Origin of the sequence: Roseobacter cerasinus, assembly GCF_009811755.1 — a bacterium.
In the GTDB taxonomy this organism is placed as follows: Bacteria; Pseudomonadota; Alphaproteobacteria; order Rhodobacterales; family Rhodobacteraceae; genus Roseobacter; species Roseobacter cerasinus.
In genome coordinates, this window is sequence record NZ_BLIV01000006.1 from 33,540 (window position 1) to 45,811 (window position 12,272).

Annotated in this window: 11 protein-coding genes; 8 read left to right on the forward strand and 3 right to left on the reverse strand. The window is 60.7% G+C overall.

Translation table 11 applies throughout. The features are described 5' to 3' along the window. Positions 1-21 precede the first annotated feature (21 nt). The gene (locus So717_RS15220) at positions 22-1,581 is read left to right on the forward strand and encodes a bifunctional metallophosphatase/5'-nucleotidase (protein WP_498049705.1); all 1,560 of its coding nucleotides are present in this window, start codon (positions 22-24) and stop codon (positions 1,579-1,581) included. A 235-nt stretch (positions 1,582-1,816) separates the two neighbouring features. On the opposite strand, the gene So717_RS15225 is transcribed toward So717_RS15220, so the two are convergent. Continuing rightward, a complete protein-coding gene (locus So717_RS15225; RefSeq protein ID WP_159979412.1) occupies positions 1,817-2,707 on the reverse strand; it encodes a LysR substrate-binding domain-containing protein in 891 nt (296 codons plus the stop codon). 102 nt (positions 2,708-2,809) lie between these two features. On the opposite strand from So717_RS15225, the gene So717_RS15230 reads away from it, so the two are divergent. The 3 genes from So717_RS15230 (at position 2,810) to So717_RS15240 (ending at position 5,417) form a co-directional block, all read left to right on the forward strand. After that, positions 2,810-4,033: an acyl-CoA dehydrogenase gene (locus So717_RS15230; RefSeq protein ID WP_159978825.1), complete on the forward strand. Its 1,224-nt coding sequence runs from the start codon at positions 2,810-2,812 to the stop codon at positions 4,031-4,033. An 82-nt stretch (positions 4,034-4,115) separates the two neighbouring features. Next, on the forward strand, positions 4,116-4,541 hold the full coding sequence (locus tag So717_RS15235; protein ID WP_159978827.1) for a GlcG/HbpS family heme-binding protein: 426 nt from the start codon (positions 4,116-4,118) through the stop codon (positions 4,539-4,541). A gap of 99 nt (positions 4,542-4,640) precedes the next feature. Next, positions 4,641-5,417 (forward strand): gamma-glutamyl-gamma-aminobutyrate hydrolase family protein, encoded by a 777-nt coding sequence (locus tag So717_RS15240; protein WP_159978829.1) that lies wholly within the window; start codon positions 4,641-4,643, stop codon positions 5,415-5,417. Here the strand turns inward: So717_RS15240 and So717_RS15245 are convergent. Both So717_RS15245 and So717_RS15250 read right to left on the reverse strand, forming a co-directional pair. Further along, on the reverse strand, positions 5,414-5,953 hold the full coding sequence (locus tag So717_RS15245) for an REP-associated tyrosine transposase (protein WP_159978831.1): 540 nt from the start codon (positions 5,951-5,953) through the stop codon (positions 5,414-5,416). The genes So717_RS15240 and So717_RS15245 overlap by 4 nt on opposite strands. Positions 5,954-6,094: 141 nt before the next feature. Beyond that, a complete protein-coding gene (locus So717_RS15250; RefSeq protein WP_159978833.1) occupies positions 6,095-6,847 on the reverse strand; it encodes an SDR family NAD(P)-dependent oxidoreductase in 753 nt (250 codons plus the stop codon). Positions 6,848-7,064: 217 nt separating this feature from the next. Here So717_RS15250 and So717_RS15255 point away from each other — a divergent pair, with 217 nt between their 5' ends. The 4 genes from So717_RS15255 (at position 7,065) to So717_RS15270 (ending at position 12,234) form a co-directional block, all read left to right on the forward strand. Continuing rightward, positions 7,065-7,514, forward strand: coding sequence for a methyltransferase family protein (locus So717_RS15255; protein ID WP_159978835.1), 450 nt, complete (start codon positions 7,065-7,067; stop codon positions 7,512-7,514). A gap of 125 nt (positions 7,515-7,639) precedes the next feature. Beyond that, the gene (locus So717_RS15260; protein WP_159978837.1) at positions 7,640-9,214 is read left to right on the forward strand and encodes a Re/Si-specific NAD(P)(+) transhydrogenase subunit alpha; all 1,575 of its coding nucleotides are present in this window, start codon (positions 7,640-7,642) and stop codon (positions 9,212-9,214) included. Positions 9,215-9,227: 13 nt separating this feature from the next. After that, positions 9,228-10,724, forward strand: a complete 1,497-nt coding sequence (locus tag So717_RS15265; protein ID WP_159978839.1) for an NAD(P)(+) transhydrogenase (Re/Si-specific) subunit beta — start codon at positions 9,228-9,230, stop codon at positions 10,722-10,724. A gap of 226 nt (positions 10,725-10,950) precedes the next feature. Beyond that, on the forward strand, positions 10,951-12,234 hold the full coding sequence (locus So717_RS15270; protein WP_159978841.1) for a DUF3422 family protein: 1,284 nt from the start codon (positions 10,951-10,953) through the stop codon (positions 12,232-12,234). Positions 12,235-12,272: the final 38 nt, after the last annotated feature.

The window sequence follows — 12,272 nt, forward strand, 5'->3', positions numbered from 1 at the left end:
AAACTCATAAGGGGAGACATCATGAACCGATTCCTCACTGCCACAGCCGTGCTTGCTTTGAGCGCCGGCATGGCCTCTGCGGATTATACGCTGCACATCCTGCACACCAACGACATGCACAGCCGCATCGAGTCGATCAACAAATACGATTCGACCTGCAACGCTGAGGGTGAAGCCGAAGGCACATGTTTTGGAGGTGTGGCCCGGGTAAAGACCGCTGTCGATCAGAAACGCGCCGAGCTGGAAGGCCAGAATGTGCTGCTGCTCGACGCTGGTGACCCGTTCCAGGGCTCGCTGTTCTATTCGACCTACAAGGGCGCGGCGGAGGCCGAGTTCATGCAGGCGATCGGCTATGACGCCATGGCCGTGGGCAACCACGAATTCGACGACGGGCCGCAGGGGCTCGCGGATTTCATCGAAAAGGTGAGCTTCCCGGTGGTCTCGGGCAATCTCGACCTCTCGGGTGAGGCGCTGCTCGACGGCAAGGTCGAGAACCACGTCGTGCTGGATGTCGGCGGTCAGAAAATCGGCATTGTCTCGGCGCTGGCCACCGATACAGTCGAGACCTCCAGCCCCGGTGAGGGCGTGGTCTTTCAGGATGAGATCGAAGCCTTGAAGGCTGACGTTGCCACTCTTGAGGCGGAAGGCGTCGACATCATCATTGCGCTCAACCACGTGGGCCTGAACAAGGACCTCGACATTGCAGCGAACGTGCCGGGGATTGATGTGGTCATTGGCGGGCACAGCCACACGCTGATGAGCAATGACGACGACGGTACCCCGGCCTATCCCGAGATGGTCGAGGGCACCCCCGTCGCACAGGCCTATGCCTATACCAAGTACCTCGGGCATCTGACCGTGACCTTCGACGACGCTGGCGCTGTGACCGCGGCGTCGGGCGATCCTATGGTGCTGGATGCGTCTGTGGTGCCTGATGAGGCAATTGCCGCTCGTATTGCAGAGATGGGCGCGCCCATCGAGGAGTTGAAACAGCGGATTGTAGCCGAGACCGCCTCGGAGATCGTTGGTTCGCGCGACGTCTGCCGCGCGCAGGAATGCACGATGGGCAACCTCATCGCCGATGCGATGCTCGACCGGGTGAAGGACCAGGGCGTGGAAATTGCAATCCAGAATGGTGGCGGAATTCGGGCCAGCATCGACGCGGGTGAGGTGACAATGGGCGAAGTTCTGACCGTGCTGCCGTTCCAGAACACGCTGTCGACCTTTCAAGTCACGGGCGCCAGCATTGTCGATGCATTGGAAAACGGTGTGAGCCAGATCGAGGATGGCGCCGGGCGCTTCCCCCAGGTGGCGGGTATGAGCTATGCCTTTGACGTCAGCCAACCGGCGGGCAGCCGGGTCAGCGATGTGATGGTGAGTGGCGCGCCGATTGATCCGGAAAAGGTCTACTCCGTCGTGTCGAACAACTACGTCCGCAATGGCGGGGATGGGTATGCCATGTTCGAAGAAGCGCAGAATGCCTACGACTTCGGCCCTGACCTTGCGGATGTCACGGCGGAGTTCCTGGCCGCCAATGCGCCCTACACCCCGTACACAGATGGGCGCATCACCGCAAAGTAGTTGAAAACTTCAAAGGGGCGTGCGGGAAAGCCTAAACCGTGCGCCCCTTTTGATTGAGATGTGTAAAGTCAATGTCCGCCGGACGGGCACTGGCTTGTGCGCATCGGAGGTCTGGATCTCGACCGGAGTTGTTCAGGTCGTCATCTCCGTCCAAACAATAGCTGCTGTTATGCTGGTCTTCAGCACCTTAGATGGGGCGTAGGAATGCGTCGCCACGCAGCGGCTTTCAAAGCGCTTAGGTCGAGGATGCTTGGCCGGACAGCCACTCGCGAAAGGACACCAGGGACGGCGGTTCCGGTCTGTCTGACGGCCAAACCAGATAGTAGCTGCCAATACTCTGTGATGTTTGTTCAGAGGCCAGCACAAGCGCTCCGCTAGCGAGATAGGGCTCTGCAAAGAACGTGGGCAGTAGCGCAATGCCCAACCCATGGATCGCTGCTTGTGCCATTGTTGCAAACTGGTCGAAGACCATGCCGGGCGGTGGCTCGACATCCTGTCCCAAGGCGCGCAGCCAGCGGGCCCAACCGCGCGGGCGCGTGTCCAGATGCAGCAGATCGTAGTTCAAGACATGGCTTGGGTCGCGCAAGGGCGTTGCGATCACCGAGGGCGCGCAGACTGGGACCACGATTTCAGGCAAGAGCGGCAGGTAGCGCACATGAGGCCAGTCTTCGCGGCCGAAATGGATTGCGGCGTCGAAGGCACTGGTGCGGAAATCGAAAGGGGCCAGCTGGGTGGAGAGGTTCACGGTGACCTCTGGATGGCGCTGCGCAAACCCCTGCAAACGAGGCGCCAGCCAGTGCATCCCGAATGCGGGCAGGATGGCGAGATTGAGCGGCCCGACCCCGGCATCCGTCTGCGCCGAAACCGTCGCTTGCGACAGCCTGTGCAAGGTGTCACGCACCTCCCGCACGTAGGTCTGCCCTTTTGCTGTGAGCATCAGACCACGCCCCTCCCGGGCGAGCAGGGCGACACCAATCTGATCTTCCAAGGCTTTCAACTGACGGCTGACGGCACTTTGGGTCAGTGACAGTTCCGCTGCCGCCTGTGTCGCGCTGCCGAGCCGCGCCACCGCCTCGAAGGCAAGCAGGGCGGAGATGGAGGGCAGCGAGCGGCGCGGCAGCGACATATGATTTTTTCTCATAAGTGGCAGAACAAAGCATCGTTAGTCTTTTGCCATGATCTTTGCAATAATCCCGATGCAACCACATATGCCACAGGAGGAGAGACCATGAACGTCGAGACGCCAATCCTGAAAGCCAAGGACGCCCCTGACCTGGGTGCCTTTGACTGGTCTGACCCTTTTCGGCTGAACGACCAGCTTGCCGAAGATGAGCGCATGATCCGCGACAGCGCCAAGGCCTACGCCCAGGAAAAGCTGCAGCCGCGCATCGTTGAGGCCTTTGAAAAAGAGACGGCGGAGCCGGAGATCTTCCACGAGATGGGAGAGATGGGCCTGCTTGGCGTGACCTGTCCGGAAGCCTATGGCGGCTTGGGTGGATCTTATGTGTCATATGGCGTTGTGGCGCGCGAGATTGAACGGGTCGACAGCGGTTACCGCTCGATGATGTCGGTGCAGTCCAGCCTCGTGATCTATCCGATCTATGCCTACGGCTCAGAGGTTCAACGACAGAAATACCTGCCAAAACTCTGCGCGGGGGAGTGGATCGGCTGTTTTGGCCTGACCGAACCGGATGCAGGGTCTGACCCGGCGGGCATGAAGACCCGGGCGGAGAAGACGGCAACCGGCTATAAGCTGACTGGCGCGAAAATGTGGATCTCCAATGCGCCGATTGCGGATGTCTTTGTGATCTGGGCGAAGTCGGATGCGCATGATGGCAAGATCCGGGGGTTCATTCTTGAGAAAGGTATGGCGGGGCTGTCGGCGCCGAAAGTGGGCAACAAGCTAAGCTTGCGCGCGTCGATCACCGGCGAAATTGTCATGGATGGTGTGGAGGTCAGTGAAGACGCGCTGCTGCCCAACGTGCAGGGTTTGAAAGGACCGTTTGGCTGTCTCAACCGCGCGCGCTATGGCATCGGCTGGGGCACCATGGGGGCCGCTGAGTTCTGCTGGCACGCCGCGCGGCAATACGGGCTTGACCGCAAACAGTTTGGTAAACCGCTGGCGGCAACGCAGCTGTATCAGAAGAAACTGGCGGATATGCAGACCGAGATTGCGCTGGGGCTGCAGGCCTCGTTGCAGGTCGGGCGCCTGATAGATAAGGCCGAAGCGGCCCCCGAGATGATCTCGATCATCAAGCGCAACAACTGTGGCAAAGCGCTAGACATCGCGCGGATGGCTCGCGACATGCACGGGGGCAACGGCATTTCAGGCGAATTCCAGGTGATGCGCCACATGATGAACCTTGAGACGGTGAACACCTACGAGGGCACGCACGATGTGCATGCTTTGATCCTGGGGCGTGCGCAGACGGGTTTGCAGGCGTTTTTCTGAGCGAAGGCAGCCGAGATGCCGCGAGGGTGTTGACCTCATGGGTCCGGCGGATAGGGTCTGCCGGATCAGATCAGGAGTACACATGACCATCAGTCTCAGAAAAGCCCGCACCATCATTCGCAAGACCTTTGAGAAGGGCCGCGAGATGGAGTTGAAACCGCTCTCCATCGTCGTTTTGGATGCCGGCGGCAACGTACAGGCCTTTGAACGTGAGGATGGCGCAGCACCCGGGCGGTTCGAGATTGCCTTTGGCAAAGCCTATGGCACCGTGATGCTGGGCATTCCAGGGTCGGCACAGATGGCACGGGCCGAGAGCCAGGGCTACTTCATGACCTGCGTGAATGGCGCTTATGGCGGCAATGTCATCCCCGTGCCGGGCGGCATCCTGATGCGCGATCGCAAGGGGGCAGTCGTTGGGGCCATTGGTGTCACGGGTGATACATCAGATAATGATGCCATCGCCGGTGTCGTTGGGGTCGAGGCTGCAGGGCTCGTTGCTGAAAGCTGAGGCATTTTGCAATTGTGCACATGTGGATGCGCGCTCATGGACTGTTAACCCGCCCCATGCGAAGCTATATCTTTATGAGTTGTAGCGAAGGGGGTCTTTATGGCGCGGCCTGTCATTGGCATCATCTGTAACCACTATCTCATCAATGATGAGTATCCGGTGCATGCAGGCGGAACGATGAATTCCGACGCGATATCAGCGGTTTCGGGCTGCATCCCCATGATTGTTCCGTCTGATCCTGACTTTGTGACGGTCAATGATCTGATGGACGCCTGCGACGGCTTTCTGCTGACCGGGGGGCGGCCGAATGTGCACCCGGAGGAATATGGCGAGGATGCAACCGAAGCACACGGCGACTTTGATCGTGCGCGGGATGCGATTGCCCTGCCTCTGGTGCGCGCCTGCGTCGAGCGGGGGCAGCCATTCCTGGGCATTTGTCGCGGTTTTCAAGAGGTGAATGTGGCGATGGGCGGGTCGCTGCATCCGGAGATTCGCGATTTGCCGGGGCGCATGAACCACCGGATGCCCCCCGATGGCACGCTTGAAGAAAAGTTCGAGAATCGCCATACAGTGTCTTTCACCGATGGGGGCGTTTTCCATCGTTTGATGGGCGCGCAGGAGGTGGTGACCAATACGCTGCACGGGCAGGGTATCAAGCAGGCGGGCGCGCGGGTTGTGGTCGACGGCGTTGCGCCAGATGGCACGCCCGAAGCGATCTTCATCAAAGATGCGCCAGGTTTCACCTTGGCAGTGCAGTGGCACCCGGAGTATCAGGCGGCGCAAGACCCGGTGTCTCGTCCGCTCTTCGCGGCCTTTGGACGGGCGGCGCAGGCCTGGGCTGATGGTCGGCGGCTCACACCCGCACAGGTGGCTTAGACGCTTTCCGGCGCGACGGTCTTCAATCTCATCGTGCTGAACTTAGGCGCAGGCGCGCGGCTGTGTGCCATCGCCAGGTCGCGGTGCAGTGAGGTCCAACTCCAGTCACTGGCGCGCGTCACAAGCCCTGCCTCTACCGGTGCCGTGTGAATAAGCTTGCGATGCAGCAGCAGATCGTGCGCCGAGCGAATCCGATGCTCCCAGAAGCGCCGCTGCCAGATGCCTTTTTCCTTGCGCAGCATCTCGGTTGCCCTGCGCGTGTCTGGCGCCGGAAGCCCACGAGAGAAGCGCGCTTTCAGGAAACTCCACCTGGTGCTGAAGTCGGCATCCGTCTCCGGTAGCGTCCAGATCGTGTGGATGGCTGCGGGCAGGACCACAATATCATCAATAGTGAAAGGATAGCGATTGACGGTGTCGCGCATGGCGTGGCGCAACAGTTCAATCTCATCGGTTAAGAGCGTGCTGCGCGCATCGGCAAGGCGGGCGGTGAAGAAAAAGGTGCCGCCAGGCGTTTTTGAGCGGATCTGATGTCCCATGACATCACGCTAGTCCCGCCATGGTTAAGAAAGGCTGAATCAAAGAGCCCCCGCCAAAGGGTGGCCTGAAAGCCCACCCCACCTGCCAATCCAGACCGCAGAACAGGCAGGTAAGGTGGGCTTTCAGGCCACCGCTTGGTGCTACATCTGCCCACCCGCGATCTCGATGGCTTGCCCGTTCACGCTCTCCGATCCTTCGGAGACCAGCCAGAGTGCTGCGGCCGCCACCTCTTCGGGCGCGATCAGCCGGTCGTGGCGGTTGGCGGAGACCATCATTGCACGCGCTTTTTCCGCACTGACACCGGCGCGTTCGGAGATTGAGGTGGTGTTGCGTGTCACGATGTCTGTGTCCACATAGGCGGGGCAGAGCGCGTTGAATGTGATCGGTTTGCCCAAGTAATCTTCGCTCAGCGCGCGGATCAGTCCGACCATCCCGTGCTTGGATGCGGTATAGCAGGCGGCCCCTTGCAACCCCCGCAGCCCGGCGATGGAGGACACAGCGATGACACGTCCCCAATCCGTCTGCCGCATGGAGTGCAGTGCTTCGCGAATCGTCAGGAAGGTGCCGTCGAGATTGGTGGCCATCATGTCGCGCCAGAACGCCATGTCCGTCTTGTGCAGGGCGCGCCCTTCGGCGATGCCCGCGTTGGCAACACAGATCTGGATCGGGCCGCGTGCAGCCACCGCCGTGGCCATCGTTTCGACCACCTGTGTTTCATCCCGTACATCCATCGCCAGCCCGGTGATTCGGTCACTTACGACGCTGTTCAGTACCGCCTGCCGCCGCCCGGTGATCGTCACAACGCACCCGTGATCCGCGAGCATACGGGCAATGGCAAGCCCGATGCCGCTTCCACCGCCGGTGATGACTGCGTGTTTCCCGTGGAGTCCCATGGCAGGCCCTTTCTGTTGTTTCTTCCGACCCTAGCGGTGGTTTGCCGCAGCACAAGGCGGTCGGGTTGTCGGCGCGTGTTGCGGGGCGTAGCGTTGCACAGGCAAAAAGGGCAAAAGATGCAGCGGGTAAGTGTGATCGGAGACGTTATCTTCCGGGCTGGTGATCGGGAGGGCAACCGGATTGGGCTGTGGCAGCCTAAACGGAATGGTGATAATCGTGAAACGGATTGATCTGCCGCCCGTCTGGTTGGCCGCGTTCGCCGTCTTGGCCTGGACGCAGGCGCAGCACCTGTCCGTCGATCTGAGCCTCGCACATCCGGTCACGTTCTTCGCCGCGGGGCTGCTGATCGGGGGCGGCATCATCCTTGCGGGGCTCGCGGTGATGGAGTTTCGCAAGCATCAAACCACCATCATTCCCCATGAAACACCCAGTAATCTGATCCAATCGGGCATATTCAAGCGCAGCCGCAACCCCATCTACCTCGCCGATGTGCTGATCCTCGCGGGGCTCTGCCTGTGGTGGGATGCGGTGCTGGCGCTGGCGCTGGTTCCGATCCTCGTCTGGGTGCTGGAGCGGCGGTTCATCGTGCCGGAGGAGAACCGCATGCGGCGGGAATTTCGGGCAGATTACGCAAGATATGAGCAAAAGGTGCGCCGGTGGCTGTGACTTCTTTGCGTTTGTTGCGCGCCGTCTGAGGCGGGGGGATTGTACCTTTGGACCCTGCGGGGTAGTGGACAAGGCGGGTCTGTGCGCCATTTCGGACCAAAACGCATCAAACGGGGGAGTTTCAGTTGAAGATCGGAACACCAAAAGAGATTTTTGAGGGCGAGGCACGCGTCGCGATGACACCTGAGAGTGCCACGCAGCTGCAAAAGCTGGGGCATGAGTGCATCATCGAAACGGGTGCCGGTATGCGTGCCGGTTTCGCGGATGCAGACTACGAAGCGGCAGGTGTCGAGATCGCCAAGACGGCAGCGGCCCTCTGGAAGGCGGCGGATGTGATTGCGAAGGTGCGCGTCCCCGACGAGGCGGAGATGAAGCGGCTGCGCGCGGAACAGACCCTGATATCCTTCTTCAGCCCGGTCGCTGATGAGGCCAAGATGAAGGCGGCGGCCAAGAAAGGCGCCACGGTCATCGCGATGGAGATGATCCCGCGGATTTCCCGCGCCCAGAAGATGGACGCGCTGTCGTCCATGGCGAATATCGCGGGCTACCGCGCCGTGATTGAGGCGGGCAACAACTTCGGGCGGTTCTTCACCGGGCAAATCACTGCCGCCGGTAAAGTTCCGCCCGCAAAGGTGCTGGTTGTGGGCGCGGGTGTGGCTGGTCTAGCGGCAATTGGCACGTCCACGAGCCTCGGCGCGATCACCTATGCCTTTGACGTGCGGCCCGAAGTGGCCGAACAGGTCGAATCCATGGGTGCTGAGTTCGTCTATCTGGACTTCGAGGAAGAGCAGCAGGACGGGTCGTCGTCAGGCGGCTATGCCTCGGTCTCGTCGCCGGAGTTCCGTGAGGCACAGCTGGCCAAGTTCCGCGAACTGGCGCCTGAGGTGGACATTGTGATCACCACGGCACTGATCCCGAACCGCGAAGCCCCGGAGTTGTGGACCGAGGACATGGTGAAATCCATGAAACCTGGCTCGGTTGTGGTCGATCTGGCGGCAGAGAAGGGCGGCAACTGCAAGCTCACGGTCATGGACGAGAAGATTGTGACCGACAACGGTGTCACGATCATCGGCTATACGGATTTCCCCAGCCGGATGGGCACGCAGGCCTCGAACCTCTATGCGACCAACATCCGTCACCTGATGACCGATCTGACGCCAGAGAAAGACGGCGTGATCGTGCATGACATGGAAGATGACGTGATCCGGGGGGCGACAATTGCGCATGCCAAGGAGGTCACCTTCCCGCCGCCACCGCCGAAGGTGGCAGCCATTGCGGCAGCGCCCAAAAAGGAAGCGCCGAAGGAGCTGACGCCCGAAGAGAAGCGGGCCGAGGAAGTGGCGGCCTTCAAGAAGCAGACGCAAACGCAGGTGGGTCTGCTCGCCATCGGCGGGGCGCTGGTGCTGGCCGTGGGGCTGGTGGCGCCTGCGAGCTTCATGCAGCACTTCATTGTCTTTGTACTCTCGGTCTTCATCGGCTTCCAGGTGATCTGGGGTGTGGCGCATTCGCTGCACACGCCGCTGATGGCGGTCACGAATGCGATCTCGTCGATCATCATTCTGGGCGCGCTCATTCAGATCGGGTCAAGTTCGCTGCTGATCACGCTTTTGGCGGCGCTCTCGGTCTTCATGGCCTCGATAAATATCTTTGGTGGCTTCCTTGTCACCCGGCGCATGCTCGCCATGTTCCAGAAATCTTAAGGGGGTGGGAGCAATGGAATTCGGATTTACGATTGCGGCCTATGCGGTCGCGGCAGTGCTCTTCATCCTGAGCCTTGGAGGCCTCTCCGGGCAGGAAAGTGCGAAACGCGCGGTCTGGTATGGCATCGTCGGGATGGCGATTGCGGTGGCGGCGACGCTGATTGGCCCCGGCTGGGGGCTAGGGATCGTTTCGCTGGTGCTGATCGCCCTGGGCGCTGCGGTGGGTTATCAGCTCGCCACCAAGGTGCAGATGACGCAGATGCCCGAGCTCGTGGCGATCATGCACTCGCTCGTGGGTCTCGCGGCGGTCTTTGTGGGCTTTAACGCGGACATCATGATCAACAGCGTCAGTGCGCTCTACGCTGAGAACGGCGGCGTGCTGGGGGCGGTTGGCCCGGATGGGTATAGTGCGGTTGGTTTGCCCAAGGAAATCTATGACGGGCTGTCGTCCTTTGGACAGCTGATCGCCAAGAAAACCAATGTCGAGATCAACATTCTGAAGGTCGAGCTCGTGCTCGGCATCTGGATCGGTGCTGTGACCTTCACCGGCTCGGTCATTGCCTATGGCAAGCTGGCGGGCAAGGTGGATACGTCGGCCAATAAGCTGCCCGGCGGCCACCTGCTGAACGCGGGTGCCGCGGCGCTGTCGTTGCTCTTTGCGATCATGTATCTGGGCGGCTCTGGCAGCTGGACACTGGTGCTGCTGACGCTGCTGGCGCTCTTCATCGGTTACCACCTGATCATGGGGATCGGCGGGGCGGATATGCCTGTGGTCGTGTCCATGCTAAACAGCTATTCTGGCTGGGCTGCGGCGGCGATTGGCTTCTCGCTCGGGAATGATCTGCTGATCGTTGTGGGGGCGCTGGTGGGCTCCTCCGGTGCGATCCTCAGCTACATCATGTGCAAGGCGATGAACCGGTCGTTTGTGAGCGTCATTCTGGGTGGCTTTGGCGGCCCGGCAGGTGAGCAGATGGCCGTGGAAGGTGAGCAAGTCGCGATTGAGGCCGATGGTGTGGCCACGGCGCTCAATGAAGCCGACAGCGTGATCATCATCCCCGGCTACGGCATGGCGGTGGCGCAGGCGCAGCAGGCAGTCAGCGAGCTGGTCAAGAAGCTGCGGGCCAAGGGCAAGAACGTCCGCTTTGCCATCCACCCGGTGGCGGGGCGTTTGCCCGGCCACATGAACGTGCTGCTGGCGGAGGCGAAGGTGCCCTATGACATCGTGATGGAGATGGACGAGATCAACGAGGACTTCCCGGACACGGATGTGGCGATTGTCATTGGCTCCAATGACATCGTGAACCCGGCGGCCCAGGATGATCCGAACTCGCCCATTGCCGGCATGCCGGTGCTGGAGTGCTGGAAGGCCAAGCAGGTGTTTGTCTCCAAGCGGGGGCAGGGCACAGGCTATTCCGGCATCGAGAACCCGCTGTTCTTCAAGGAGAATACGCGGATGTTCTATGGTGATGCGAAGGCCTCGCTGGACAAACTCCTGCCGATGATTGATTAGGGTTTAGGCCTTTGCAGGTGAGATGAAACGCCGCCCCGAGGGGCGGCGTTGCTGTGTCAGGGGTGGCCCAAGGCCCACCCTACCTGCCGGTGGCTGAGGGGTGCTGTGTTGCTCCAGTCGTGATCAGTATGCCGTTGTATCCACTTAACATGTTGATAAGTATTGAAAAATTATTTGACATCACGGGCGGGCGCATTATTCCTCTCCTAAAGCCGGAGCCCGTATCATGCCCCCCATCAGCGATCACCCTTTGCGTTACAAGCTGGCCAACGAGCTGCATGCGCGCCCGTTTCCCTCGATGACGGCGCCCTGCTCGGCGGCCTATGTGGCCATCAAGCAGCCAAATGATGCGGTCAGCCGGGATCGGTCGAAAGACATGGAGCATTTGGTTGCACTGCTTGATCGGCATGGCGCGCCGCACCCGCAGCCGGGGGCCACGCATTACTATGGGCAGATCGGGAAGTATTGGCTGAAGTGGGAGCAGCACACGGAATTTGTGACCTACACGGCGTTTTCCGAAAACGGGGTCGCGCGGGCGTTTGATCCGGCGGAGTTCGAGGTGTTTCCGGCCGATTGGCTGGCGGAGGCGCCGGGGCAGCGGATGACATCGATCTTGCTCAATGTGGTGCCGAAGCCTGCTGAGACCGATGAGATCACCGAACGGTTGAAGGACTGGTTTGTATCCGAAAGTCTCGCGGTGTCGTCGGTTCTGGATGATGCGGCGGTAGTGGCCGGGGATTTTCGGATCGATCTCAATGGGCATTTGCGGTTTGCCGTTTTTGCGGATGCGGCGACGGGTGCGCGGCGGATCGGGCGGATCGTGCAGCGGCTCTGTGAGATCGAAACGTATAAGACCATGTCGATGTTGGGCTTTGCGCGGGTGCGGTCGCTGCAGCCGCAGTTGAATGAGCTGGACACCAAGCTGACCGGTCTGATGGGGGCCATGAGTGAGGAGAGCGCCTCGGCGGAGGAGACGCTGCATGATCTGCTGGCGATCTCTGCGGAGTTGGAGACGCTGTCGGCGCGGTCATCTTTCCGGTTTGGGGCGACGGGGGCGTATGAGGCGCTGGTGGATCAGCGGATCGCCGCTTTGCGGGAGGAGCGGTTTTTGGGACGGCAGCATTTTGGGGAGTTCATGATGCGCCGCTATGCGCCTGCGATGCGCACGGTACATGCGGCAGAAGCGCGGCTGGAGGCGATGTCGAGTCGGTCAATCCGCGCGTCGAACCTGTTGCGCACGCGTGTGGATGTGGAACGGTCTGCTCAGAACCAGACCTTGTTGGAAAGCATGGACAAGCGCTCGGATCTGCAGCTGCGGTTGCAGCGTACGGTCGAAGGGTTGTCGGTGGTGGCGATCAGTTATTACGCGGTGTCACTGGTGGGGTATCTGCTCTATCCGTTGACGCAGACGACTGGCATGAGCAAGGGCATGTTGACGGCGCTTGTGACGGTGCCGGTGGTATTGTTGGTGTGGTGGATGGTGCGGCGGTTGCGCAAGAGCGTGGAGTAAGTAGGTCGATCTTTCCTTCGGCAAGTCGACCAACGGGA